The organism is Pseudomonas sp. WS 5010 (assembly GCF_012985565.1).
Classification (GTDB): Bacteria; Pseudomonadota; Gammaproteobacteria; order Pseudomonadales; family Pseudomonadaceae; genus Aquipseudomonas.
This window is the reverse complement of the sequence record NZ_JAAQWQ010000005.1, coordinates 293,002-318,813: the sequence shown is the minus strand read 5'-3', so window position 1 is coordinate 318,813 and position 25,812 is coordinate 293,002. Positions and strand designations below refer to the sequence as shown.

Here is a 25,812-nt window from a genome sequence, read left to right as displayed (position 1 = left end):
CCCCTCTAAGCGCACTTCGGCAGCAATGCGCCGTGGCCAACCCAATGACCAGGATTGCTGAAGGACGTGCCCATGGAACTTCGTCATTTGCGCTGCTTCGTGGCTCTCGCCGAAGAGCTGCATTTCACCCGTGCTGCGGAGCGCTTGCACATCGAGCAGCCGCCGCTGTCCCGCACGATCAAGGAATTGGAAGACGAACTGGGGGTGCTGCTCTTTGACCGCGATCGGCGGGGAACGCGGTTGACGCCAGCGGGTACCACCTTCCTTCAGGACATTCGCCGGCTGTTCACCAACCTGGAGCAGGCACGAGAAAACGTCAGGGCGATCGCCGCAGGCCTAAGAGGCAGCGTGCGCATCGCCATCTCCGATGGCGCCATCGACCCGCGGCTGTCTGCACTTCTTGCCCTGTGCCGCCAGGAGGAGCCGGAGATCGAAATACGGCTCTCCGAGGTCACCCTGGCGGAACAGTTGCGGGGGCTGCGATCCGGCGACTTCGCGATCGGTTTCGCACACACTGCGGACGTCGGCGACGGACTGGTGACGGAGCCCATCTGGCAGGACCCGCTGGTGGTGACCTTGCCGATCCGGCACCCGTTGCTGGCCCACAAGGAAGTGTCGCTACGTGAACTCGTGAGTTACCCGCTGGTGATGTGCGATCCGCAGCTTTGCGAGGGCTACTGCCGCGAATTGACCCGGCTGCTACATCCCCTGGAGCGCGAGTCCACCATCGTTGAGCATGTCTCGTCGCTGGACATGATGCTCACGTTGGTCGGAGCTGGTTACGGCATCGGCTTCGCAACGGCGACCCGAATCGCGGTATGCCAACGTCCCGACGTGGTGATCCGGCCGTTGGCGCTCGATTCGGCCGTCATCATCACCTACCTGCTTCGGCCCGAAGGCGGTAGCGGACTATCCGTTCCCGTAGAGCGCTTCATCGAGCGTTTGCGTTCGCCAAAGAGCGATTAGCTACGGCGCCTGCGCCACACCCGGCGTCACGCATCGCCCTGAAGGTAGAGGTTGCGCTCCGTGGCCGTCATCAGTTCGGCCGAGCTGATCTTGAGAGCCAGGGAAATTTTTAGAATGAGAGCGAGTGTCGGCATGTGCTCGCCGCGCTCAATCTTGCCCATGTGCGAACGCGCGATCCCCGCCAAGCCCGCGAACTCATCCTGAGCAATCCCCTGATCCAGGCGAGCGGCTCGCACCGCTTGCCCGAACGCCAACGCCGGTGCGGACTCATAGGTGGTTACTCCGGCGGGCCGTCCAGGCCGAATAGTGCGCTTCTGCATTCGCAGAAGCGTCATGGAATCACTGATCTTTAACCACGTTAAAGATATCTCTTTAGTATGATGTCGGTAGATCTTTTCGATCCCCTCCCGCCGCCTCTTTGGGGGTATCCATGCATGACGTCATCAGTCCGCCCCCGAATTTCACACTCGCCATAGCGCCAGGTGTACCGTCTTCACGGCTGTCGGCGCTGCTTGCACTGCAGCGAGCGCAGGAGCCGGGCGTCGCGATGGCCGTGCGTGAAGTTTCGGATCAAGAGTTGATGACGGGCCTGCAGGAGGGCCGCTACGACGCGGGACTATCTCTTAGCGGTGCGGGGGATCACCTGACGAGTAGCCGGAGGCTATGGTGCGAAAGCATGGCCGTTGCGATACCACCGCGGTCCCGCTTAGTTAACCAGGCGAAGCTCACCATCTCAGATCTTCAGGATTATCCAATCTATCGCTGGCGGGTGGAGGCTTGCCCCTTGCTGGACGAGAGGTTGGCCTCCCTCATGCCAGTGGACCAAGAGAACATCCTGTCTGCAACTTCATTCGAGATGATGGCGCTGTGGGTCTCATCCGGCTACGGCATCGGCGTATGCGCGCAATCGCGCATCGAGCGTGCCCATCAATGGGGGATCGGCATGCGACCGCTCGCCGATGGCCCCTACAATATCGTGACGTACCTCCAACGGCCCCACGCGCAAGCCGATTCTGCTGCCAAGCGGTTCGAGCGTAGAGCGCTACAGATTGCTGGGGAAGGTGCAAGGTGATGGGCCTACGGCCGGAAGCGTCATCCCGGCCATAGGCTGACCCGTGGATTAGGTTCCCTCGATCACCACAGCGCTGTCCACTAGCCTACGAACGCTCTGCCGCACATCTTCCGGGACGGGCTGCGGGGCGACGGCCTTGGGCACATCCTCGTGATGCTGGTAGTCGCCCATGATGACCCGTACGATCGCCGGCACGTTGGTCGGCGTGACCGCATCGATGGCGGCGCGATCGCCCAGGTCAGGGTGCGGCTGGGTCAGCATGCGGTAAAGTCCCCAAGAATCCGCGTGCGGGCACTGGTTCATGAGCACCTGGGCCAGCCTGTGTTTGAGCGGCACCAGTTGCCAGTCCGGAACACGCTGTCCCCGATTGCCAAGGCTGATAGCCAGCAACTTTCCGGCTTTCAGTTCGCGGTTGATCTGGTCCTTGGACTTCCCGGCCAGCTTGCCGAACAACGGGACCGGCAGGCTGTTCGGCGACTCATAGATAGCCAGCATTTCCTCGCGCTCGCGCTGGATCGCGGACACTTCCGGCTCTGGGACATGCACCGGAGGCGGCGGCAGATGCGACAGTCTCCGGAACGTGATTCCGCCGCTGCTCGAAGTGACGACAATGGGCGTTGCGACAAGGGACTGCACGCCGGGCACAGGGGGCTCGGCCACGATGGGGGCCGCACCCACCGCCTCTTCCACTTCTGCCATCGCAGGCACCCCATCGATGCGGATGGTCAGGTGTGCGCTCGCAGCTTCTACCTCGCCCTGTTCGAGCAGGTCGAGGCGATCGGCCCAGTCCTGCATCATCCGGCGCCTCGGCTCCACGTATTTGGCGTGGTTGTAGGCCGAGCTGACCTTGTTGGGGTCGGAGTGCGATAGCTGTGCATCCACCCAAATTTTCGGATAGCCGATTTCGTTGAGCGCCGTCGAGATGGTGCCGCGGATGCCGTGCCCGGTCAGGCGCCCCTCGTAACCCATGAGCTGCAAGGCCTTGTTCAGCGTATTTTCGCTGATGCGCTTCTTGAGTTCGCTGGTATGAGCCAACAAGTACTTCTGCGCCGGCCGCATCGCGCTCAGAAGATAGCGCACGATCTCGATGGCCTGCAGAGAGAGGGGCACGATGTAGGGCGGCACGTCCTGCGGCCGCTTACCGGCCTTGCGCATTTCGTCCTGGAGCTGCTTGACGAATTGTGGCGGGATGATCCACAAGCCGCGGTCGAGGTCGAACTGCTCAGGCTCGGCCAGCCGCAATTCGCCCGTCCGCACCCCAGTTAACAACAGCAGCCGCACACCAAGCTGGGTCTGCCAGCCGCGGGGGGTGTAGAGCCGAAGCTTCTGAAGGAACTCGGGCATCTCGGGCAGGTGCAGATAGGGATTGTGGGTCACCGGGGGCTTGGGTTCGGCCACCACATCCAGGTCAGCAGCAGGGTTGACCTCCAAGCCCTCGGCAACGACCAAGGCATAGCGGAACATCTGGTTGAACCAGGTGCGAACCTTCTCGGCGGTGGTGAACGCTTTGCGCTTCTCGATCGCCGCCAGAACTCCCAGGAGCTGAGGGCGGCGAATGTCGTAGATCGACATCTTCCCTAAGGCGGGCAGCACGTCCTTGTTGAAGATGCGCAGAATCTGCGACAGGGTGCTCTGGCGGCCTTCCTTGAGTTCCTTGCGGCGATGCTCGACCCAGGCATCAAAAACGTTCCTAAAGGTGTATTCACCCGCCAATTTGGCCGCGTGCCGGCGCTGGTCACGCTCGATTTGCGGATCAACCCCCCTGGCAAGCAGGGCTTGGGCCTTATCCCGCTCGGCGCGGGCCTCGCGCAAGCTGAGGGCAGGATATCCGCCCAGGGACATACGTTTTTGCTTGCCCAGCCAGTAGTAGCGAAACATCCACGACTTACCGCCTGCAGCAGAGACCATCAGGCCCAGGCAGTCATTATCGGAGAGGGTGTAGCGTTTTCCGGTGGTTCTTGCCTGCCGGACGGTCAGATCAGAGAGTGCCATTTCGAGGCTCCTAAGTAATGACTTAGGCCCTATGCTCGTCATGGTTCCCGCTCAGCCCCAGCAACTATCCGGTAGCCGTCCCACCCGTATTCTTGTGCCTCAATTGGTCACTCAAAAACGGTAGCTGTGGGTGGATTTCCGTGGCGCTCGCTGGAATGGAAAAAGGGGCCGAAGCCCCTTTTTTCAATGACTTACAGACGTCAGTAGAAGTCTGTAGATCATAATTTGGAGCGGGAAACGAGACTCGAACTCGCGACCCCGACCTTGGCAAGGTCGTGCTCTACCAACTGAGCTATTCCCGCAAATGGCGTCCCCTAGGGGACTCGAACCCCTGTTACCGCCGTGAAAGGGCGGTGTCCTAGGCCACTAGACGAAGGGGACACGCTAACTGAAACACATGGTGTGTATTCCAGTGCCCAGAGGCCTTGTCCGAAGACTTGGTCCTGGTTTCACTCAGTGCCGCCCGAAAGCCACACTGTTTAAAAATGGAGCGGGAAACGAGACTCGAACTCGCGACCCCGACCTTGGCAAGGTCGTGCTCTACCAACTGAGCTATTCCCGCAATGGCGTCCCCTAGGGGACTCGAACCCCTGTTACCGCCGTGAAAGGGCGGTGTCCTAGGCCACTAGACGAAGGGGACACACGTACAACATTCACTCCCTACCGCGTTTCGCTGTGTGCTTTACGCTGTAAGTGGCGCGCATTCTATGGATGGATTGAAAGGTCGTCAACCCCCAAGGATAAATTTATTTAAATCAATGACTTCCCCCTGCTTTCCAGGCACTCCCGGGGTTTCTCGCCGTCCAGGCTTTGGCGCCTATATTCTGGCGCCCGACAAGGCGTTATAGTCCCCACCCGCGAATGATGGCAATGTGCATCTATAAAGACGATGCCTACATATACAGATGAAAGCACCGACTCATCTCGTCGAAGAGTCCTATCCGCCGCATGCGCCAATCACTACACTTCAACGCACATCCCATAAAGAGGTCACACCGGTGACACCACTCATGATCACCCTGCTGGTAATAGCCGGGATCGTAATACTGATCGCCATTGGCTACATGAACCACGTGGTGGAAAACAACAAACTGGAAAAGGCCCGTGCCCAGATCGAACTCAACGATCGGCTGCGCCGCTGTGGCGAGATCACCGAGACGTTCCCTGGCCAACTGATGACGCCGCAGCTCAAGCTGCTGCTGACCCGCCTGGAACTGAACGTCAACCAACGCATGCTTCACCTGAACAAATCCAGCGCCACTATCAAGGCACGTATTGCCGAGTTGGAAGCACTGGTAGGCCAGGGCGAATCGATCCCGGTGAACAACCCCCCGGGACCGATCCAGACCGAAGCCAAGGCCAAGGATGTGCGCTTTCTGCTCGAAGCCCTGCACGGCCAGGTCACCCGCGCCGCCCAGGACGGCTTTTTGCCGACCAATGAGGCCAAGCACTGGATCCGCGAGATCCGTCACCTGCTGGTGCTGCTGCACATCGAGTTCTTCAACAATCTTGGCCAGCACGCGTTGCAACAGGCGCAACCCGGCCAGGCGCGCCTGGCGTTCGAGCGCGGCGTGCAATACCTGCGCAAGCAGCCTGAGCCGGCCACCTACAGCCAGCACCTGCAACTGCTGGAAAAACAATTGGCGCGCGCCAACTCCATGGTGCTGACCAACAGCCAGCAAACCGCAGAAGAGGTCAATGAACTGACCGCAGGCTTAAAGGCCGATGACGCGGATGCCGAATGGAAAAAGAAAGTCATCTACGATTGACCCCCTCCTGTACTTAAGTCACCGGGTGCATTTCCTGCACTCGGTGCCATCATCCTGCGGCTATCCCCCCTTCTATAATTCGCGTACAAAAGTGCACTTCATGCACTTAACCAAGGAGGCAAGCCGTGCCTATCGCCATCATTGATGATCAGCCCTTGCACTACGTGGACCAGGGTTCTGGCCCAGCTGTCCTGCTCGGCCAGAGCTACCTGTGGGACCAGCAGATGTGGGCACCGCAGATCGCCGCCCTGTCGCAACAGTACCGAGTGATCGTGCCAGAGCTGTGGGGCCACGGTGAGTCCGGCCCACTGCCAGCATCGACCCAGAGCCTGGACGACCTGGCGCGCCAGGCCCTGGCGCTACTGGACCACCTGGGCCTTGCCAAGGTCAATCTGGTGGGTTTGTCAGTCGGCGGCATGTGGGGCGCCCCGCTGGCGCTACTGGCGCCCGAGCGGGTCAATAGCCTGGTGCTGATGGACACCTACCTGGGCGCAGAGCCTGAGGCGACCCGCGAAAAGTATTTCGCGCTGCTCAGCGCGATTGAAGCCACGGGTGCTATCTCAGATGCGCTATTGGATATCATCGTGCCGATCTTCTTCCGCCCCGGCATCGACCGCGACTCTGCGCTGTATCAGGACTTCCGCCAATCCCTGCGTGACTTCCCCAAGGATCGCCTGCTACAGAGCATTGTGCCCCTGGGGCGCCTGATTTTCGGTCGAGGTGATGCGATGGCAGGCCTGTGCCGCCTGAACTCCGATACTACGTTGGTGATGTGCGGTGACGAAGACCAGCCGCGCCCATCCGCAGAGGCGCAGGAGATGGCTGAGCTGATTGGCTGCGATCTGGTATTGATCCCGGGTGCAGGGCATATCTCCAGCCGGGAAAACCCGGATTTCGTCAATGAGGCGCTGCTGACCTTTTTGGCAAATCACGCCTGATCACACCTTGCGTATCTCCAACATGGATGAGATGCCGAGGCACGCAGCTACATTCCCCTGTGGGAACGGGCTTGCCCGCGATGTACACCTCAGGGTGTCAGCTCCCACAGGGAACTCGTTCCGGTCCTGAATATGATTACAACCGGAAATGCCCCACCATCCCCTTGAGTTCCGCCCCCAGTTGCGCCAACTCGATGCTCGACGCGGCGTTACCCTGCATGCTCAGCGCCGATTGATCGGCACTGGCGCGGATGCTGGTGACGCTACGGTTGATCTCTTCGGCCACTGAGCTCTGCTGTTCGGCGGCCGCCGCGATCTGCTGGTTCATCTGCTGGATCAGCGAGACCGCCGCCGCAATGCTGCCCAAGGCGCTTTCGGTTTCCAGGGCATCGCTGACGGCCAGTTTCACCAGCTCGCCACTGTGCTGGATATCCCGCACCGAGGACTGCGCTGCACTGCGCAGGGTGCTGACCAGACGTTCGATTTCTTCCGTCGATTGCTGGGTGCGCCGGGCCAGGGCCCGCACTTCATCGGCGACCACCGCGAAGCCGCGCCCTTGCTCGCCGGCGCGTGCCGCCTCGATGGCCGCGTTGAGTGCCAGCAGGTTGGTCTGCTCGGCCACGCTTTTGATCACCTCCAGCACGCTGCCAATGTTCTGGATTTCCGCGCTCAGGCTCTCGATGCTGGTACTGGCGGATGTCGCCGAACTGGCCAGCAACTCGATGCGCTGCAAGCTCTGGCGCACCACCTGTTGGCCGCTGTCGACCTTGTCGTCGGCGGTTTGCGCCGCTTGGGCGGCCTGCTCGGCATTGCGCGCCACATCATGCACCGTGGCGGCCATCTGGTTCATGGCGGTGGCGACTTGCTCGGTTTCTTCTTTCTGGTTGCTGACTTCGAGGTTGGTCTGCTCGGTCACGCTGGACAACGACTGAGCCGAGCTGGCCAATTGCGCAATGCCCGCCTGCAACCCGCTGACCATGCTGCTCAGGCCCCCGCCCATCTGCTGCATCGCCTGCATCAACTGGCCCATTTCGTCCTGTCGGCTCACCTCCATGCGCCCGCTGAGATCCCCGGCGGCAATCTGCCGGGCCACGCCAATCACGCTGCGCAGCGGCAGCACGATCAACCGGGTAATCAGCCACGCCGCAATCACCCCCACCAACAAGGCCAGGGCCGACGAAACAATGATCAGCAAGCTGCTCTTGGCCAACTGCGCCTGCATCGACTGGTCCTGGGCGGCATAGGCCTGGTTGACCTGCGCCACCACCTGCGCCGCCCGCTCATGCAACTGCTGGTAGACGATCTTTTCCTGGGCCAACAGGCCGGTGTATTCGGTGAGTTTTTCGCTGAAGGCGCCGATGTGCCCGACCACTTCATTAAGCACCGTCTGATAGCCGGGGTCCTTGACCAGGGTCTTCAGTTGTTCGGCCTGGGCCAGGGCCTGGTCAGCCTGTTCGATGCGGCCTTGCCCGGCACTGTCCTCATCACCCTTGCGGCTTTGATCCAGACGCACCCGCGCTTCGTTCATGGCCTGCAACATCAGGCGCGAGACCTGCGCCACCTGGCCGGCCTGCTCGATAAACTCGGCGCCCTCCCTGCCCTGGCTTTCCTTGAGGCCATAGGCCCCGTCGTCGGCCAGGCCGGCCTGCAGTACATCAAGGTTGTTGGCCACGCTGGACACCGACCAACTGGCCATTTCCAGCGCCAGGTCCTTGGCCTGGGTCAGCTCGACAAACTCGTCAAACGCCTTGCGATAGGCACCCAGGGCCTGCCCGACCTCGCTCATGTTCAGCGTCAGCGCCTCGGCCAACAGGCTATCGACCCGCTGGTGCAGGGCCTCGACCGACTTGGCGTCGGTGCGCAACGCATACTCCTGCTCGATCAGGCGCACGTTCAGCAGCCCTTCATTGAGCGAAGACATGCCCTTGAGCCCCACAAAACGCTGGCCAACGGTTTGCAGGGACCACACGCCAATCGCCGCCACCAGGGCCGTCAGCAGTAATACCAGGGCAAACCCCAGCCCCAGTTTCCTGGCCAGCCCAAGGTTGGCAAATCGTCGTTGCACGGCCAAAATCATTGCGCAAAATCCTCTTGGCGTGGCGAATGCCAGCAAGCCCGGTATCCATGCAACGAGATTCGCAACCCCGGCCCCCGCAACACAAGACGTTGGCGCCACAATAATGGCAAAAAGCTACATACCCGTCGTTTTCAGAATGGTGGAGGTCGATCCTGCAGGCCCCATCGCCTTGAACAACGCCAGGGCCCGGTGATCACAGGCATAGGCCACGTTGATCCGTAGCCAATCGGCGTGCTCGCCGGTCGGGCTGAACAACTCCCCGGAAGACAGCAGGACCCCAAGCTGCCGCGCCCTGGCATGCAACCTCGTGCCATCCACTGCGCCGGGGCGCGCCCACACAAACATGCCACCTGCAGGTACCGCAAACACCTCCCACTCTTCGTCCTCCAGCACCTGCAACGTCTTCGCCATCTCCGTGCTCAAGCGACGGCGCAGGCGTTGCACCCATTTGCGGTAGGTGCCGTTGGCCAGCAGGCTCGCCACCATCGCTTCGGCGAAGCGCGAGGTGCCCAGGCCCGTCAGGGTCTTGAGCTTGAGCACTTGGCCGATCAAGGCCGTGCTGGCAGTGAGATAGCCGACTCGCAGGGCGCTGCTCAGGGTCTTGGAAAAACTCGAGACATAGATGACCCGATCACCATGGGCCAATGCCGCCAGCCGGATACAGGAAGCATGTTGCAGGTCGCCGTAGACATCCTCCTCGACAATCAGGAAGTCCCGGGCGTGGGCCAGGTGCAGCAGGCGCTCGGCCACTGTCCGCGAGAGGCTACTACCGGTCGGGTTGTGGTAGAGGCTGTTGACGAACAGGCACTTGGGGCGGTGGCTGGCCAGCAGCGCCTCCAGGGCCTGGATGTCCGGGCCACTGCGGGTCCTGGGGACCTCCAGCAACTTGACGCCGTGGAAGGCCAACTGACGATAAAGGTTGCCGTAGCCAGGGGTCTCAACCACCACCGTATCGCCGGCCTTGAGCAAGGTGCGGATCAGCAGGTCCTGGGCATGGCTGGCACCATGGGTGGTGAGAATGCGTTCGGTACTGCTGGCCACCTGGATCTGCGTCAGGCGCTTGTGCAATTGCTCACGCAACACCGGCAACCCCAGGGGTGTGCTGTAGTTGAAAACCCCTGCGGTATCGGTACGGCTGATTTCGCGAATCGCGTAGCTGATGTCATCACTTTCACGCCAGGAGTCCGGCAGCCAGCCGCACCCCAGCTTCAATTCACCCAACTGGTTATCGGTAAAGGCTCCCCACCTGCGCTCCGCGCCCTCGTACCACTGGCACTCTGCCAGTGGACTGCTGGCCACAGGTTGTTCGGCGATAACAAACCCCGAGCCGGCCCTTGAGGCCAACACCCCTTCGGCCACCATGCGCTCCAGGGCCTCGATCACATTGGATTGACTGAGCAGGTTGTCATGAGCCAGTTGCCGGATGGACGGCAGGCGCGTTCCAGGGCTGACCCCGCTCTCTCGGATCCATGCGGCAATGGCGCTGACAATTTGCTGAACCACCGGTACAAGGGCTTGTCGATTGATCCCTAAATCCATGAGCCACCCCCTTCAACTGTTTGGCTTTTAACTCAAAACAGTTAAGCACAGAAGGTCCGGATCACCCTGCTCATAAATTTATTAAATCATTGATTTTATTGAATTATTTACCTATTGAAACACAATAAACCAAGGCATCTTGCCACCTGCGGAAACGCCCCACAGCGCCTCAAATCACTTTCCCAGTGGTGCACGGCAGCAGGTCCTAAATAGCGGTCGCCCCACCATCCACCGCCAATGCATGTCCGGTGGTGAACGCCGCACCATCGCTGCACAAATACAGGACCGCACTGGCGATTTCCCCGACCGTACCAATACGCCCGACCGGGTGCATGGCGGCGGCAAATTCGGCCTTGCGCGGATCGGCTTCATAGGCGCGGCGGAACATGTCGGTGTCGATCACCGCCGGGCACACGGCGTTGACGCGGATTTTCTTTTTCGCGTACTCGATGGCCGCAGACTTGGTCAGGCCAATCACCGCATGCTTGGACGCCGCATAAATGCTCATCTTCGGCGCAGCCCCCAACCCGGCCACCGACGCGGTATTGACGATCGCCCCGCCGCCCTGGGCCAGCAGCAACGGCAACTGGTACTTCATGCACAACCACACGCCCTTGACGTTGACCCCCATGATCGCGTCGAACTCATCCAGGGTGCCGTCGGCCAACTTGCCTTGTTCGATTTCGATGCCGGCATTGTTGAACGCATAGTCCAGGCGGCCATAACTGTTCAACACCTGCTGCATCAGTTTTTTTACATCCTCCTCCAGGGTGACGTTGCAGCGCACGAACACCGCCTCACCGCCCACCTCGCGGATCAGCGCGACCGTGCCCTCGCCGCCCGTCACATCCAGGTCGGCGACCACCACCTTCAAGCCTTCCTCGGCAAATGCCAGTGCCGTGGCGCGGCCAATGCCGTTGGCGGCACCAGTGACCAGGGCGACCTGGCCGGAAAACGTCATGCTCATAGCTTTTATCCTTGGATGAATACCCGTTCGCCCAGCATAGCCAGTGCCCGGCGCCGCGCGTCAGCACTATCAGAAGGCCGGTTGAACGCCCATGCGTGGCAGTGATAAGTGTGCCGTGCCCACTATCAAGCCAGCCTATCGACGGGCATTCGCAGGCATCGGCCGAACTTGCTCCTGGCGCCTGGAAGGTCTATCACTTGAGGTTCATTTACCCAGAGTCCCTGCCATGACTGCCCAGACCAACCGCCAATTCCTGCTTGCCAAACGCCCGGTCGGCGCGGCCACGCGGGACACCTTTACCTTTCAGGAAGTGCCAGTGGGCAACCTGGCGGACGGCCAGGTACTGGTGCGTAATGAGTACCTGTCCCTCGACCCGGCCATGCGTGGCTGGATGAATGAAGGCAAGTCCTACATCCCGCCGGTAGGCATCGGTGAAGTCATGCGCGCCCTGGGCGTAGGCCAGGTCATCGCCTCGAACACCCCGAAATTCGCCGTAGGCGATTACGTGAATGGCGCCCTGGGCGTGCAGGATTACTTCCTCGGCGAGCCGCGAGGTTTCTACAAGGTCGACCCGAAACTGGCGCCGTTGCCGCGCTATCTGTCGGCGCTGGGCATGACCGGCATGACCGCCTACTTCGCGCTGCTCGACACCGGCGCGCCTAAGGCCGGCGACACCGTGGTGATTTCCGGCGCCGCCGGGGCGGTGGGCAGCATTGCCGGGCAGATCGCCAAGATCAAGGGATGCCGCGTGGTCGGGATTGCCGGCGGCGCCGACAAGTGCAAGTTCTTGCTGGATGAACTGGGGTTCGATGCGGCCATCGACTACAAGCACGAAGACGTGCCGACGGCCCTCAAGCGCGAATGCCCGAAAGGCGTGGACGTGTATTTCGACAACGTGGGCGGCGATATCCTCGATGCCGTGCTCAGCCGCCTCGCGCTGAAGGCGCGGGTAGTGATCTGCGGTGCCATCAGCCAGTACAACAACAAGGAAGCCGTGAAGGGCCCGGCCAACTACTTGTCGCTGCTGGTCAATCGGGCGCGCATGGAAGGGTTTGTGGTGATGGACCACGCGGCGAACTTTGCCGCCGCCGGCCAGGAAATGGCCGGCTGGATGGCGCAGGGCAAGCTCAAGAGCAAGGAAGATATTGTCGAGGGGCTGGAGACGTTCCCGGAGACGCTGATGAAGCTGTTCAACGGCGAGAACTTTGGCAAGTTGGTACTCAAGGTCAACTGACACCCCACAGAGCCCTTGTGGGATTGGGTGCCAGCCGACACACCATAAGCAAATGTAGGAGCTGGCTTGCCTGCGATAGCATCACCTCGGACTGACTGAAAAACCGAGGTGCCTGTATCGCTGGCAAGCCAGCTCCCACATTTTTAGCGCAAGGGCATCAGGCGATTTCGGCAACCACCGCCGCCAGGGCCTTGGCCGGATCAGCCGCCTGGCTGATCGGGCGACCAATCACCAGGTAATCAGAACCCGCATCCAGCGCCTGGCGCGGGGTAAGGATGCGGCGCTGGTCGTCCTGGGCGCTGCCCGCCGGGCGAATCCCCGGAGTCACCAACTGCAACGCCGGATGGGCGGCCTTCAACGCCTGGGCTTCCAGCGCGGAACAGACCAGGCCATCAAGGCCGGCCTTCTGCGCCAGGGCCGCCAGGCGCAGCACTTGCTCCTGGGGCTCGATATCCAGGCCGATACCGGCCAGGTCTTCACGCTCCATGCTGGTCAGCACGGTTACACCGATCAGCAGCGGCTTGGGACCGCTGCGTTGCTCCAGCACCTCACGGCACGCGGCCATCATGCGCAGGCCGCCGGAACAGTGAACGTTGACCATCCACACGCCCATCTCGGCAGCGGCCTTGACCGCCATTGCGGTGGTGTTGGGGATATCGTGGAATTTCAGGTCGAGGAACACCTCAAAACCTTTGTCCCGCAGGGTGCCGACGATTTCTGCGGCGCAACTGGTGAACAATTCCTTACCGACCTTGACCCGGCAGAGCTTGGGGTCCAACTGGTCAGCCAGCTTCAGTGCGGCGTCACGAGTGGGGTAATCCAGGGCGACGATGATAGGAGTCTGGCAGACGGACATTGGAATGGGCTCTCAGGCAAGTCGAAATCGGCGCGGATTGTAGCGCAAGCAGCGGCTTTGCGGGATCCGATGATCGGTAAATCCTCGCCGACTGCCTACTTTTCTGGGAGAAGCGGCTAATATTTCAAAGTCGATACATTCACGACACGCCTGCAACATGCCCCGCCAGTAGCCTCGCCCGCATGCCCCGACACGGCGCCTACGCTCAACGCACCTACCCCGTCGCCGCCCCTGGGCCGACGGTCAACCAGGCAGATGATCGCACCATGCATACCCCTTGTGCCCTGAACCACGAGCCCGCCACCGAGGACAAGCGCTGGAACACCCGCGCGCTGATCGTCGACGACGATGTGCCGATCCGCGAACTGCTGATCGATTACCTGGCCCGCTTCAACATCCTCGCCAGCGGCGTGACCGATGGCGCCGCCATGCGCCAGGCCATGCTGGCCGAGACCTTTGATGTGGTGGTGCTCGACCTGATGCTGCCGGGCGAAGACGGTTTGTCGATTTGCCGCTGGCTGCGGGCCGAATCGGATATCCCGATCCTGATGCTGACCGCCCGCTGCGAACCCACCGACCGCATTATCGGCCTGGAACTGGGGGCTGACGACTATATGTCCAAGCCGTTTGAACCCCGGGAACTGGTGGCGCGGATCCAGACCATCCTGCGCAGGGTTCGTGATGAGCGCACCGAGCAGCGGACCAACATCCGCTTCGATAACTGGCGCCTCAACAGCGTGCTGCGCCAACTGGTGGCCGACAACGGCCTGGTGGTGCCGCTGTCCAACGCCGAATTCCGTTTGCTGTGGGTATTTATCGAACGTCCGCGCCGGGTGCTCAGCCGCGAACAGTTGCTGGATGCCGCCCGTGGGCGCTCGATCGAAGCCTTTGACCGCAGCATCGACCTGCTGGTCTCGCGCCTGCGCCAGAAACTGGGGGACGACCCCAAGGCCCCGCAACTGATCAAGACCGTGCGCGGTGAAGGCTACCTGTTCGACGCGCGAGACATTGGCTGATGCGCAACGCCTTCAACACGTTGTTTGGCCGCCTGTTCGGGGTGTTGCTGGTGGGCATTGTGCTGGCCCATGTGCTGGCGATCCTTTGGTTCCAGCATTACGGCCCGCCACCACCACCGCCTGTCACAACGCTGGTCGAACAAGCGGACGGTACCTTGGAGCCCCAGGTACATAGCCGTCCCAGACTCAGAGGCGCGGTGGTGCTGCTGTCCTTCCAATTTATCTCGCTGATCATTGCCGCGTGGTTCGGCGCCAAGCTGCTCAGCCGCCCGATCCAGCGCTTGAGCGCGGCGGCCGAGCGCCTGAGCCTGGACCTGGACAGCCCGCCCCTGGACGAATCCGGCCCGCGCGAAGCCCGCCAGGCTGCCTCGACCTTCAACCTGATGCAACGGCGCATCCGCGAACAAGTCAGCCAGCGCGCGCGCATGCTCGGCGCAGTGTCCCACGACCTGCGCACCCCGCTGTCGCGGCTCAAGCTGCGCCTGGAGCAGATCGACGATATGCGCTTGCAGGGCCAGATGCGCCACGATCTGGACGACATGATCGGCATGCTCGACGCCACCTTGAGCTACCTGCACGAACAACGCACCGGCGAAAGCCGACAGTGGCTGGACGTGCAGGCACTGGTGCAATCTTTGAGCGAAAACGCCCAGGACCAAGGCGCAGACGTGCAGTGCCTGGGCCGAAGCGCCCCGCTGCAAGTGCAACCCATGGCCTTGCGCTCGTGCCTGAACAACTTGATCGACAACGCCCTGCGCTATGCCGGTACGGCGCGCATTGAACTGCAGGATAGCCCCCAGGCGCTGGTGATTCGGGTGATCGACCATGGGCCGGGGATTGCCGCCGAACAGCGGGAAGCGGTGTTCGAAGCGTTTTTTCGGCTGGAAGGCTCGCGCAACCGTAATTCCGGGGGCGTGGGGCTGGGGATGACCATCGCCAAGGAGGCGGTGGAGCGGTTGGGGGGTAGATTGAGCCTGGAGGAAACACCAGGCGGTGGGTTGACGGCAAAAATGTGGCTACCCAGAAGCGAACCCCTGTAGGAGCCGGCCTGCCGGCTCCTAGCAGAGATCAGTTTGTCTTGTCCTCGCGACGAACCTGCGCCTGGCTGGCGCTCCAATCCGTCAACAGGCTATACGCCACTGCCAGCAAGGTCGGCCCGATAAACAAGCCGATAAAGCCAAACGCGATCAAGCCACCAAATACCCCCAGCAGCACAATCACCAGCGGCAGGTTGCCGCCGCGGCTGATCAGGTACGGCTTGAGCACGTTGTCCACGCCGCTGATGATGAATGTGCCCCAGACGCCAAGGAACACCGCATAGGTGTAATCGCCCTTCCATACCAGCCAGGCCGTGGCCGGGATCCATACCAGCGGCGGGCCCATGGGGATCAGGCTCAGCAGGAAGGTGACGATGCCCAGCACCAGTGCCCCCGGCACGCCGGCGATCAGGAAGCCGATCAGTGCCAGCAGTGCCTGGGCGGCGGCGGTGCCGATCACGCCGTTGACCACCCGCTGTACGGTACCGGCGACCAGGTCGATGTAGTACCCGGCACGCTCACCAATCAAGCGTTCCAGCAAACGGTGGACGAACATCGCCAGGCGCGGCCCGTCGCGGTAGAAAAAGAACACAAACACCAGGCTCAGGGTCAGCTCCAGAATGCCGCCGCCGATCTGCGCGCTACGGGCCAGCAGCCAGTTGCCGACCTGCCCCAGGTACGGCTTGATCGTGACCATCAAGGCTGCGCCCTGTTGGTCGATGCTGTCCCACATGCCCACCAGCCGCTCTCCCACAAACGGGATGGAGCCCAGCCAGGTGGGCGCCTCGGGCAGGCCGTCGACCTGGACGTCCTTGATCAGCGCCACGGCGTCGCGCACGTGGTCGGCCAGGTTGAAGCCCAGCCACACCAGCGGCACCGCCACCAGCAGCATCCAGCCCAGGGTCAGGATCCCGGCGGCCAGGGACTCGCGGCCACCCAGGGCGCGGGTCAACAGGCGCATCAGCGGCCAACTGGCAAACGCCAGCACCGCGCCCCAGAACAGCGCCGACCAGAACGGCGCCATCACCCAGAAACTGGCACCAAACAGCACCAGGAGCAGGATCTGCACCAGCAGGCGATCATTGTTGAGCATGTGGTTTCTCGAAAAAAGTCTGTAGAGGAAGAGCTTAGGCGAACGGCACGGGTCCGTTCGCCCTGGAACGATCAGCGGATCACTTGCAGATGCAGGCCCTTGGCCTCGCTAGTGGCGGTTTCCAACCGCGCCGCGCGTACGCCCTTGTCGATCAGGCCCTGGCGCCAGGCTTCGGCGTTGGGCCCGCTCAAACTGACCCGCAAGGTGGTATCGAGGTTCAATCCACGGGAAATCAGGGTCAGCCACGTGGCGTCGGGCTCAGCCCCCAGCGAGGGGAAATCCAGCTCGTCGGTGCTTTTCAGTTCGCGCAACAACGTGGCCGAGGTTGGCAGCAATTGCCCCAAGGGCGCGCTGGCGTCCATTTGCTCCACATGCAGGTACGCCCGGCGATTGCCGCGAGTGATGCCGTACAGCGCCACCAGGGAGTTGTCCTGGGGGGCGGCCAGGCGCAGCAAGAGGAATTCCTGCTGGCCATCGGCGCCCACCAGCTTGGCATTGCCCAGGACCTCGTTGGCCCACAGGCTGCTTTCGCCACAATCGCGGGCCTGGCACCAGAACAGCAACTGTGCGCCCTGCTCTTGCAAGGCCTCGCGCGTGGATTTGAAGGCCGCGCTGGAACTGTGCTCGGCGGGCAGTTCATAGGTGATGGCGGTCACTTGACCACGCGCCGTGGCCTGGCCTTCGTAACGTAACTGGCCGCTGATCTTGCGGATCGCGCCCATCGGGTAGATGCGTTCTTTTTCTTCGGCGGGACGGTAGTCGACAATCTGCGCATCCACCTGACGGGCCACGCTGGGCAGATCCTGGCTTCCCGGTAGATCAGCAGCGAAAACCAACGGGCTGACGCAGCACAGCCCAAGCACACGGATAATTCCCTTGGCACTACTCATCGGATCGGTGCGCCTGGGCCGGTGGATGCCTTCGCGGTATTCGGATTGTTCATGGTTGACTCCCTTTCAATCCGCCCAGCCTCGACAGTTGCCCCCGCCAAGTCAAGGCGCGGTGAAGAACCGATTGAAACAGTCTGCAACAAGAGCGGCCCCCGGCTCGTCATTCAGGTGCAAATGATGGCCACCTGCAAGGGTCGTCACGGTGAACGGCAGCTGCGAAAGCAGCTCGGGATGCTTGGCCAGCATGCCCTCTTGTGCGACCACCAACTGCGTAGGGCAAGCTACCCGGCGCACGAAGGCCATGGCCTGTTCTTCCGTCAGGCGCATCGGCGAGGCCAGTGTCAGGCGGCTGTCGCTGCGCCAGGTGTAGCCGCCCGGTACCGGCATCAAGCCGCGCTGGGCCAGGAGTTCCGCGGCTTCACGGCTGACGGCGACCACACCTTTCATCCGCGCCTCCACCGCCCGGTCGAGGCTGCCATACACCGGCTTGCGCTTGTCTTGCAGGTTGATTTGCGCCTGCAAGGCCATGCCCAGGCGCTCGGCGGCGTTCTCGCCGGTGGCGGTCGGCGGGATCACGCCGTCGATCAATGCCAAATGCGTCACGCGCTCCGGCATGGCCCCGGCCAGTACGGTGGAAACAACTGCACCGAGGGAGTGGCCAAGTAATGCAAAACGTTTCCAGCCCAGTTGTTCGGCCACTTGCAGTACATCGAACACGTAATCCCACAGCGCATAACCTGCGCCGGCCGGACGATGGGACGAGTGGCCGTGGCCGGCCATGTCCAGGGCGACAATACGCAAGCCGTGCAGCTTGGGTGCCAGGCGCGCGAAGCTGTTGGCGTTGTCCAGCCAGCCATGCAGGGCGATCACCGGCAGGCCGTCTTGCGGGCCGAACAGATGGGCCGCCAGCTCGATATGCGGCAGGCTCAGGCGCACTTCTTCGACAGGCACGGTCATGCGCAACTGCGCTCGCGGGCTTGCCAACGGGTGAACAGGTTCTTGATCAAGGTCGCCGTATCCTGCGGGCGCTCCAGGGGAAACATGTGGCCGCCGGGCATGGTCAGCATCTCGCCCATGGGCAGGCGCGCGACGCCGCTGGCGTGATGGCGCATCACCACCCGGCTCTGCCGGCCGCGTACCACGGCCAGTGGCACTTTCAATTGGCGAGTCTGGCCAGGGCTGGTGTGTGGCACGCCGCGGTAGATGCTGATTTCCGTGGCCGGGTCGAACCGCAGGCGCAGGCGATCGCCGACCTGGTGCAAACCGTGTTGCAGATAGGCCTCCAGGCAATCCGGGTCAAACCCGCGGAACAACGTCTTGCCGGAAAAATACTGGCGCGCGGCCTCCAGATCGGCGAACTCTTCGCGCCGGCCCAGGGTGCGGCCAGCCGGGGTCAGACGGTCGATCAGGCCAAAACGCTTGGCCGCACGGATCACCCAGCGGTCGGCCAGGGTCAGCACCGGCGAGTCGAGCATCACCACCCCGCGATACAACTGCGGGCAGCGCAAGGCCGCATGCAAATGCAACACCCCACCCAGTGAATGGCCGACGCCCCACACCGGCTCCGGTTGCTGTTCCAGGTGGTGGATCAATTCGTCCACCAGGTTCTGCCAGTTGTCATCCACCGGAAACCGCGGATCGTGGCCGTGCTGTGACAGGTGCGCCACTGCGTACTCCGGCGCCAGGGCCGCGAACAATTTGCCGTAGGTCGCCGAAGGGAAGCCATTGGCATGGGTGAAAAACACATGTTGCGACATAGCCTGCCCATCTTCAAAAACAGAAATCGATTGTCCCCACCCCCGGTCGCTACAGCAATGACTGTAACTGCCAGGAATGATGACACTCACGCCACGCCTATCGCGCTGGCGGGTTCTCGCCCAGCGGCACCACGGCCATGGTCAGGCGCGACACGCAACTGGCCTTGCCCTCGTCACTGGTCAGGCGAATGTCCCAGACATGGGTGGTGCGCCCGATATGGATCGCCCGGGCCACCGCCGTCACCCGCCCGGACCGCAGGCCGCGCAGGTGATTGGCGTTGATCTCCAGGCCCACGCAGTAGAACTTGCTGGCGTCGATGCACAAATAGCTGGCCATGGAGCCGACTGTTTCGGCCAACACCACCGAGGCCCCACCGTGCAGCAGGCCATAGGGTTGATGGGTGCGGTGGTCGATCACCATGCTGGCGGTCAGGGACTCGTCGTCGAAGCGTTCGAAACGGATGTCCAGCACTTCACCAATGGTGTTTTTCTGGATGGCATTGAGTTGCTCGATATTGGGAAGGGTGCGCCACAGGCTCATTGCAGTGTCCTTATTGATTTTATTGAATGCTCAATCCTGCCACAGCACCGCCTCGGAGCGCGCGCTCCAGGCCTGGAACTGTGGACCGTAGGTTGACTCGATCACGTTGCGCTTGATCTTCAGGGTCGGCGTCAGAAAGCCGTTTTCGACGGCCCAACTGTCTTTCACCACCACCAGTTGACGCAAGCGCTCATGTTTATCCAGCACCTGGTTGACCTCCTCCAGCAGGCGCTCCAGGCTGCCGTGCAAGGATTGCCGGGCCTCGCTGGCTGCCTCTTGCAGGCCCACCGCAGACAGCACGCACAAGCCCATCGGCGCGCTCAGGCCATCGCCGACCACACACACCTGCTCGATGCGCCCGTGCTCCGCCAGGCGGTTTTCGATGGGCGCCGGGGCCACGTACTTGCCCTTGCTGGTCTTGAAGATTTCCTTGAGGCGCCCGGTCAGGCGCAAGCGGCCTTCGGCATCCTGCTCGCCCTTGTCGCCGGTACGCAGGAAGCCGTCCTCGGTGAGGGTCTCGGCGGTCTTCTGCGGGTCCTTGAAGTAGCCGAGCATGGTCGCGCCGCTGCGTACCTGGACTTCGCCAGCCGGATCGATGCGCACCTCCACGTCCGGGCATGGCAGGCCGATCCAGCCGATCTTCTGCTGGCCGGGGCGACAGACGTGGGAGTAACCACAACTTTCGGTCATGCCATACACCTCCAGCACGTCCAGGCCCAGGCGCTGGTACCAGCGCAGCAGCGCCTCGGGCACCGGCGCGGCACCGGACAGGGCCACCCGGACCGCGTCCAGCCCCAGGCCGGCAAGGACCTTGTGGCCTACACGCTTGCCGATAAATGGCAGGCGCAGCAGCAGGTCCAGGCGTTTTTCCGGGATTTTGCCGTACACCCCCATCTGGAATTTGGTCCAGATCCGCGGCACGCCGAACAGGGCCGTGGGCCGGGCGCGCTGCAGGTCAGTGAGGAAGGTGTCGAGGCTTTCGGCAAAAAACACCGTTTGCCCGGTGTAGATCGCCGCCATCTCGACAAACATTCGCTCGGCCACATGGCACAGCGGCAGGTAAGACAGCAGGCGATCGCCCTCCCCCAGGCCGAACAGCTCGGTACCCCGGGTCGCCGCGAACGCCAGGCCGCCGAAGGTATGCATTACGCCCTTGGGCAGGCCAGTGGTGCCGGAGGTGTAAATGATGGTGGCCAGGTCCGTGGCCGCAGGCGCGGGGTCATCCTGGATCGGCGAGCAGGCTTGCAGGTCGGCCCAGGTGAAGTCGAACTCACCTTCGGGGCACAGCGGCAGGCTGATGGTCGCAAGCCCGGCCTTGATGCCTGGGGCCATGGCTGGCCAGTCGTCAAGCTTGCCGATAAACGCCAACGCGGCCTCGGAGTGCTCCAGCACATGGGCCACGGAATCGGCGGTGAGGTTGGGATACAGCGGGACCGAGACATGCCCGGCCATCCAGATCGCCAGGTCGGCGATGATCCAGTGCGCGCAGTTTTTCGAGATCAGGGCAATGTGCGAGCCCTGGGGCAGCTCCCGCGCGCGCAGCCAATGGGCGGCACAACGGGCCTGGTGACCGGCTTCGCCCCAGGTGAGCGTCTGCACCTCGCCGCCGCCCAGGGGCTGGACCAGAAAGCGCTGGCGCGGATGGCGCGCCTCACGTTCAAAGAAGACCTGCAGCGGCAAACGAAAAGCGACAGACATGGGACGCGCTCCTGTGTGTTCCGATGGTAGCCAACCAAGCACTTGCTTGGTGGACTATTCCATGCACAAAGGAGCACTGCAAGTTCCTTACTGACACAACACAAATAAGTGTGGGAGCGAGCTTGCTCGCGAATGCGCAGTGTCAGCCAATATATTCATTGACTGATACACCGTATTCGCGGGCAAGCTCGCTCCCACAGGTGATTGTGTCGTGCCTGAAAAATCAGGGTTTTTTGACGCTATTGAGGCTCATCAGCCCCGCCAACGGAAAGTCCCCTTCCAGCTCCGCCAGGCTGGCGGTGTGCATCGGTTGCGGCTGGCGCTGGTGGCCGTGCTGCAAAAAGCTGATCAGGTTGCCCACCAATGGCTGATGGCTGACCAGCAGCACACTGTCATCGGTGTCGAGTTTTTCCAGCACTTGCAGGGGGTTGCCGTCCGGCGTCAGCCACGGCACGGTGCGGATTTCTGGCACAAACCCCAGCGCCTCACGCACCAACTGTGCAGTCTGCTGCGCCCGCGCATAAGGGCTGGCAATGATTGCGCTGATGGGTTGGCCGATCAGGTGCGCGGCGCTGTGCAGCACTTCTTCGCGGCCCCGCTCGGTCAGGTTGCGCTGGGCGTCGCTGGACGCATGGGACTCGGCCTCTCCGTGGCGCAATATCCACAGTTTCATAGCTTGGGCTCTTCATCGCGCACCGGGTGCGGGGCTGGCGGCACGCTGTGGGCGGCCTCGCCTTCCGGAGCGCGCGGGGTTGGCCAATCAGCGAAGGGCCAGGGTTTCTGCTCGCTGTGGAAGCTGCCAAAACGGCCAATCTGCGCGAGGAACTGGCTGAGGCTGTCGCCAAAGTTCATCAGGCCCAGGTTCGGTGCGCCGTAGATCAGGCGGTAGATCAACTGCACCACCACCAACGCCCCGAGGATGAACTGCGCCACTTGCCAGACCAGGGCAAACACCAGCATCCACAGGATGCGCAGGACAATGGATTCATACTTGGGTGCTGTTTTCGGATCGTTCATCGCGCGTTCCTCAGTTGAAACCACTGGTGGAAATAAAGTCGACATCGGTCTTGGGTTCGGCACGCATCAGCAACTCGATGACCTGGTTCAAGGTGCGCCCTTCGAACAGGATCGCGTGCAGGCCGGCGACCAACGGCATATAGACCCCGGTCTCCTGGGCCTTGGCCTTGAGCACCTTCAAGGTGTTGACCCCTTCGGCCACTTCACCCAGGCGGGTGACGGCATCTTCCAGGCTCAAGCCCTGGCCCAGGGCAAAACCCACTTGGTAGTTGCGGCTTTTCGGCGACGAGCAAGTGACGATCAGGTCGCCCACCCCGGCCAGGCCGAGGAACGTCATGGGGTTGGCGCCCTGGTTGACCGCAAAGCGGGTCATTTCCGCAAGCGCGCGGGTGATCAGCATGCTCTTGGTGTTTTCCCCCATGCCCAGGGCCACCGCCATGCCGGCGATGATGGCGTAGACGTTTTTCAACGCACCGCCCAGCTCCACGCCAAAGCGATCGGCACTGGCATAGACACGGAAGGTGCGGCCATGCAGCACCGCCTGCACCTGTTCGCACAGGGCCTCGTCTTCACTGGCGACCACGGTGGCGGTCAAGGCGTGTTCGGCCACTTCCCGCGCCAGGTTCGGCCCGGAGAGCACGCCAATACGGGCCTGGGGCGCGATGTCCTCGAGGATTTCGCTCATCAGCTTGAAGGTCTGGGCCTCGATGCCTTTGGTCAGGCTGACCAGCATCTTGCCCGCCAGCCGCTCGGCATGGGGCGCCAGCACCGAGCGCAGGGCGCTGGAAGGCAGCGCGACGAAGCACAGGTCGCAGTCATCCAGGGTGGCCTGCAGGTCCGTGACCGGCGTGACCGCCGCATGAATCTTGATGCCCTTGAGGTAACGGGGGTTTTCCCGGTTGACCCGGATGGCCTCGGCCTGTTCGGGATCGCGCATCCACTGACGCACCTGATGGCCGTTCTCGGCCAGCAGATTAGCCACGGCGGTACCAAAACTTCCGCCTCCCAGGACCGCAATTGGGCGCTGTTCAGTCATATGCAATCCGTTAATCCATAGCAGTGGCGATGGCGGCATTATACGGGCCGGCCCGATGGCGGCCAGCCCTTCCGTAATTTCCCGCGATTGTCGGAAAATGGCCGGATAGACCACAGTAATTGCGATAGCGCCGACTGGCAAAAGCGCCCGCCTCAGTTAACATGGGCGGCTATCCGCAATTATCAAGGCCGTGCCGTGTATTTGGGCCCTCCTCCTCGTTCATCTGTGTTTCTGGCGCTGCTGGTCAGTACGCCATTGCTGGCCGACGATCTGTTCCTCGACAACCAACCGCTGCCCCAGGTCCTCACGGCGACCCGGCTCAAGCAGTCGGCCGCCGCCGTGCCTGGCAGCATGACGGTGATCGACAGCGAACTGATCAAGGCCAGCGGCGCGCGGGATATCGCCGAGTTGCTGCGCCTGGTGCCGGGGATGATGGTGGGCTACACCTCGGGCAACCAGGCTGCCGTCAACTATCACGGCACCAATGCCAGCGAAGCACGGCGCATGCAGGTGCTGATCGATGGCCGCTCGGTGTACCGCGCCGGCCTCGCCACGGTGGACTGGAGCGATATTCCGGTGGCCATGGAGGATATCGAGCGGATCGAGGTGTTCCGTGGGCCCAATACCGTCAGCTACGGCGCCAATGCGCTGATGGCAGTGGTCAATATCCTCACCCGCTCGCCGGCCAACAGCCTGGGCACCCGGATGAAAATGACCCGGGGCGAGCGCGGCATCAATGATTGGTATGCCAGCCAGGGCCTGGGCTGGGACACCGGCAACCTGCGGCTGTCGCTGTCCGGGCAACAAGACGACGGTTTTGACAGCGACCGGGTGGGTGCCGACTACCGCGATAGCCGGCGCCTCAACCGCTTCAGCCTGAAAGTCAGCCAGACCCTCGACCAGCAGCAAAGCATCGACTGGCAGATCAACGCCAAGGAAGGGACCAACCAGCGGCCGTACACCTACAAGCCGGTGTTTGCCGGGATTACCGATGGTGGGACTGATTCCGACGTCAGCGCCAAGGACTACGCCGCCTCCCTGCGCTGGAACTTCGACTTCAATCCCGACCACAGCCTGTATATCCAGGGTTCGGCGCAGCAGTGGGATCGCCGCCAGGTGTGGAAAGCCTGTGACGCCAAGGTCTCGTTCAGCCCGCAGTTGACACAGTTGTGGCAAATGAACCCCAACTACGCTGAAAAGTTGGCGCGGCACATGCAGGATTACCAGGGCGGCACCCCACCGCAGGGTTCCGCAGCCGAGCAGGCGCTGGCCCAAGAGGTCATCGAACAGTGGAATCAAGGCGGCAAGGAAAGCGTCTGCGGCAACATCGACCAAAGCACCAAGGAAAGCCGCTACGACCTGGAAGTACAGGACACCCTGAGCCTGTCCGACAGCCTGCGCCTGGTCAGCGGCATGAATTACCGCTACGACCGCGCCGACTCCGACACCTATTTCAATGGCCGGCTGGACGACACCACCTGGCGCCTGTTCGGCCATCTGGAATGGCGCGCCAGCGAACACTGGCTGTTGCAGGGCGGGGCAATGTACGAAAGCACCCAATTGAGCGGCAACTCGCTCACGCCCAGGGTCGCGGTCAACTACCTGATCAACCCGCGCCATGGGCTGCGCGCGGTGTACTCCGAGGCCATCCGCTCGCCGGACATGTTCGAGAACAATGTGAACTGGAGCTACCGGGTCACCAACCTCAGTTCCCCCGTGTACGGGCAGAACTCCGGGCAGTATTTCGTCAAGACCCGGGGCCCGGGTGACCTCGACAAGGAGCTGATGCGCTCCCGGGAGCTGGGCTACAACGGTTTTTTTGCCGACATTGGGCTGAACCTCGACGTCAAGCTGTTCTATGACGAAATCACCGGCATGATCAGCGAGCCCTTGCGCAACAACCAGTACATCGCCAGCAACAGTAACAGCTCGCGTTTTACCGGGACCGAGACCCAGCTGGACTGGCACTTGAGTACCGCCGACCGCCTGCGCCTGACCTATGCTTACGTGGATGCCGACGCCAGCAACGCGCTGGACCGCCAACAGACCGCACGCAACAGCGGCTCGGCCGGCTGGATGCGCGAGTGGGGGCAAGGCTGGTCCAGCGCGCTGTTCTATTATGGCAACGATGCACTCAATCAATATCGCTTTGAACGGGTCGACATGCGAGTCGCCAAACGCATCGCCCTGGGCAAGGCCAACCTGGAGCTGGCCGGCATGCTGCAACAACGCCTCGACCACCAGCCCACCACCCAGGTCGACAATAACTACGACCAGCGCCACGTCCTCTACTTCAGCGCGGAGTTAGAGTTCTGAC

Annotated in this window: 23 protein-coding genes and 4 tRNA genes; 8 read left to right on the top strand and 19 right to left on the bottom strand. The window is 62.3% G+C overall.

Annotated elements, in window-relative coordinates:
- The first annotated feature begins 72 nt into the window (after positions 1-72).
- Positions 73-966: a LysR family transcriptional regulator gene (locus tag HBO11_RS18340; protein WP_003821171.1), complete on the top strand. Its 894-nt coding sequence runs from the start codon at positions 73-75 to the stop codon at positions 964-966.
- A 26-nt stretch (positions 967-992) separates the two neighbouring features.
- Here HBO11_RS18340 and HBO11_RS18335 read toward each other — a convergent pair whose 3' ends face one another.
- The gene (locus HBO11_RS18335; protein WP_003821173.1) at positions 993-1,286 is read right to left on the bottom strand and encodes a helix-turn-helix transcriptional regulator; all 294 of its coding nucleotides are present in this window, start codon (positions 1,284-1,286) and stop codon (positions 993-995) included.
- A 110-nt stretch (positions 1,287-1,396) separates the two neighbouring features.
- Here HBO11_RS18335 and HBO11_RS18330 point away from each other — a divergent pair, with 110 nt between their 5' ends.
- Positions 1,397-2,038 (top strand): substrate-binding domain-containing protein, encoded by a 642-nt coding sequence (locus HBO11_RS18330; protein ID WP_023110687.1) that lies wholly within the window; start codon positions 1,397-1,399, stop codon positions 2,036-2,038.
- 48 nt (positions 2,039-2,086) lie between these two features.
- On the opposite strand, the gene HBO11_RS18325 is transcribed toward HBO11_RS18330, so the two are convergent.
- The 5 genes from HBO11_RS18325 to HBO11_RS18305 form a co-directional block, all read right to left on the bottom strand.
- Positions 2,087-4,030, bottom strand: coding sequence for an integrase arm-type DNA-binding domain-containing protein (locus HBO11_RS18325; protein ID WP_017642575.1), 1,944 nt, complete (start codon positions 4,028-4,030; stop codon positions 2,087-2,089).
- 226 nt (positions 4,031-4,256) lie between these two features.
- Positions 4,257-4,332: transfer RNA gene (locus tag HBO11_RS18320), tRNA-Gly, on the bottom strand.
- A gap of 3 nt (positions 4,333-4,335) precedes the next feature.
- Positions 4,336-4,411: transfer RNA gene (locus HBO11_RS18315), tRNA-Glu, on the bottom strand.
- A gap of 105 nt (positions 4,412-4,516) precedes the next feature.
- A tRNA-Gly gene (locus tag HBO11_RS18310) sits at positions 4,517-4,592 on the bottom strand.
- 2 nt (positions 4,593-4,594) lie between these two features.
- A tRNA-Glu gene (locus tag HBO11_RS18305) sits at positions 4,595-4,670 on the bottom strand.
- Positions 4,671-5,028: 358 nt separating this feature from the next.
- Between HBO11_RS18305 and HBO11_RS18300 the strand changes: the two genes are divergently transcribed.
- Both HBO11_RS18300 and HBO11_RS18295 read left to right on the top strand, forming a co-directional pair.
- Positions 5,029-5,799, top strand: a complete 771-nt coding sequence (locus tag HBO11_RS18300; RefSeq protein ID WP_092234781.1) for a hypothetical protein — start codon at positions 5,029-5,031, stop codon at positions 5,797-5,799.
- Positions 5,800-5,924: 125 nt separating this feature from the next.
- A complete protein-coding gene (locus HBO11_RS18295) occupies positions 5,925-6,737 on the top strand; it encodes an alpha/beta fold hydrolase (protein ID WP_170058937.1) in 813 nt (270 codons plus the stop codon).
- Between the two features lie 136 nt (positions 6,738-6,873).
- Here the strand turns inward: HBO11_RS18295 and HBO11_RS18290 are convergent, their stop codons facing one another.
- The 3 genes from HBO11_RS18290 to HBO11_RS18280 all read right to left on the bottom strand — a co-directional run bounded on the left by HBO11_RS18290 (position 6,874) and on the right by HBO11_RS18280 (position 11,320).
- Positions 6,874-8,814, bottom strand: a complete 1,941-nt coding sequence (locus tag HBO11_RS18290) for a methyl-accepting chemotaxis protein (protein WP_169956825.1) — start codon at positions 8,812-8,814, stop codon at positions 6,874-6,876.
- Positions 8,815-8,928: 114 nt separating this feature from the next.
- Positions 8,929-10,353: a PLP-dependent aminotransferase family protein gene (locus HBO11_RS18285; RefSeq protein ID WP_169956823.1), complete on the bottom strand. Its 1,425-nt coding sequence runs from the start codon at positions 10,351-10,353 to the stop codon at positions 8,929-8,931.
- 205 nt (positions 10,354-10,558) lie between these two features.
- Positions 10,559-11,320 carry an SDR family oxidoreductase gene (locus tag HBO11_RS18280; protein ID WP_169956822.1) on the bottom strand — a complete coding sequence of 254 codons (762 nt, stop codon included), beginning with the start codon at positions 11,318-11,320 and terminating at the stop codon, positions 10,559-10,561.
- A gap of 226 nt (positions 11,321-11,546) precedes the next feature.
- On the opposite strand from HBO11_RS18280, the gene HBO11_RS18275 reads away from it, so the two are divergent.
- Positions 11,547-12,554 carry an NADP-dependent oxidoreductase gene (locus tag HBO11_RS18275; RefSeq protein ID WP_169956820.1) on the top strand — a complete coding sequence of 336 codons (1,008 nt, stop codon included), beginning with the start codon at positions 11,547-11,549 and terminating at the stop codon, positions 12,552-12,554.
- A 157-nt stretch (positions 12,555-12,711) separates the two neighbouring features.
- Here HBO11_RS18275 and pyrF read toward each other — a convergent pair whose 3' ends face one another.
- Positions 12,712-13,410 carry an orotidine-5'-phosphate decarboxylase gene (gene pyrF, locus HBO11_RS18270; protein ID WP_029292743.1) on the bottom strand — a complete coding sequence of 233 codons (699 nt, stop codon included), beginning with the start codon at positions 13,408-13,410 and terminating at the stop codon, positions 12,712-12,714.
- 266 nt (positions 13,411-13,676) lie between these two features.
- On the opposite strand from pyrF, the gene HBO11_RS18265 reads away from it, so the two are divergent.
- Entirely contained in the window at positions 13,677-14,426 is a 750-nt protein-coding gene (locus HBO11_RS18265) for a response regulator (RefSeq protein WP_169956845.1), read from the top strand.
- Positions 14,426-15,466: an ATP-binding protein gene (locus tag HBO11_RS18260; RefSeq protein ID WP_169956818.1), complete on the top strand. Its 1,041-nt coding sequence runs from the start codon at positions 14,426-14,428 to the stop codon at positions 15,464-15,466. Before HBO11_RS18265 ends, HBO11_RS18260 begins: the two co-directional genes overlap by 1 nt.
- Before the next feature lie 28 nt (positions 15,467-15,494).
- Here the strand turns inward: HBO11_RS18260 and HBO11_RS18255 are convergent, their stop codons facing one another.
- From HBO11_RS18255 to HBO11_RS18215, 9 genes are all read right to left on the bottom strand, one after another.
- The gene (locus tag HBO11_RS18255) at positions 15,495-16,556 is read right to left on the bottom strand and encodes an AI-2E family transporter (protein WP_169956816.1); all 1,062 of its coding nucleotides are present in this window, start codon (positions 16,554-16,556) and stop codon (positions 15,495-15,497) included.
- A 71-nt stretch (positions 16,557-16,627) separates the two neighbouring features.
- Positions 16,628-17,446, bottom strand: a complete 819-nt coding sequence (locus HBO11_RS18250) for a DUF4892 domain-containing protein (protein WP_169956814.1) — start codon at positions 17,444-17,446, stop codon at positions 16,628-16,630.
- A 102-nt stretch (positions 17,447-17,548) separates the two neighbouring features.
- On the bottom strand, positions 17,549-18,403 hold the full coding sequence (locus HBO11_RS18245) for an alpha/beta hydrolase (RefSeq protein ID WP_169956812.1): 855 nt from the start codon (positions 18,401-18,403) through the stop codon (positions 17,549-17,551).
- Positions 18,400-19,203: an alpha/beta hydrolase gene (locus HBO11_RS18240; RefSeq protein WP_169956810.1), complete on the bottom strand. Its 804-nt coding sequence runs from the start codon at positions 19,201-19,203 to the stop codon at positions 18,400-18,402. The genes HBO11_RS18245 and HBO11_RS18240 overlap by 4 nt, the downstream gene beginning before the upstream one ends.
- Before the next feature lie 97 nt (positions 19,204-19,300).
- Positions 19,301-19,744, bottom strand: coding sequence for a hotdog fold thioesterase (locus HBO11_RS18235; protein WP_169956808.1), 444 nt, complete (start codon positions 19,742-19,744; stop codon positions 19,301-19,303).
- 30 nt (positions 19,745-19,774) lie between these two features.
- The gene (locus HBO11_RS18230; protein ID WP_169956806.1) at positions 19,775-21,442 is read right to left on the bottom strand and encodes an AMP-binding protein; all 1,668 of its coding nucleotides are present in this window, start codon (positions 21,440-21,442) and stop codon (positions 19,775-19,777) included.
- Between the two features lie 223 nt (positions 21,443-21,665).
- Positions 21,666-22,115 carry a phosphohistidine phosphatase SixA gene (gene sixA, locus HBO11_RS18225; RefSeq protein WP_169956804.1) on the bottom strand — a complete coding sequence of 150 codons (450 nt, stop codon included), beginning with the start codon at positions 22,113-22,115 and terminating at the stop codon, positions 21,666-21,668.
- Positions 22,112-22,459: a DUF4389 domain-containing protein gene (locus tag HBO11_RS18220; RefSeq protein WP_038447121.1), complete on the bottom strand. Its 348-nt coding sequence runs from the start codon at positions 22,457-22,459 to the stop codon at positions 22,112-22,114. Before HBO11_RS18220 ends, sixA begins: the two co-directional genes overlap by 4 nt.
- Before the next feature lie 10 nt (positions 22,460-22,469).
- Complete coding sequence (locus tag HBO11_RS18215) at positions 22,470-23,495, bottom strand: NAD(P)H-dependent glycerol-3-phosphate dehydrogenase (RefSeq protein WP_169956803.1); 1,026 nt, start codon at positions 23,493-23,495, stop codon at positions 22,470-22,472.
- Between the two features lie 195 nt (positions 23,496-23,690).
- Between HBO11_RS18215 and HBO11_RS18210 the strand changes: the two genes are divergently transcribed.
- A complete protein-coding gene (locus HBO11_RS18210; RefSeq protein WP_169956801.1) occupies positions 23,691-25,811 on the top strand; it encodes a TonB-dependent receptor in 2,121 nt (706 codons plus the stop codon).
- Position 25,812: the final 1 nt, after the last annotated feature.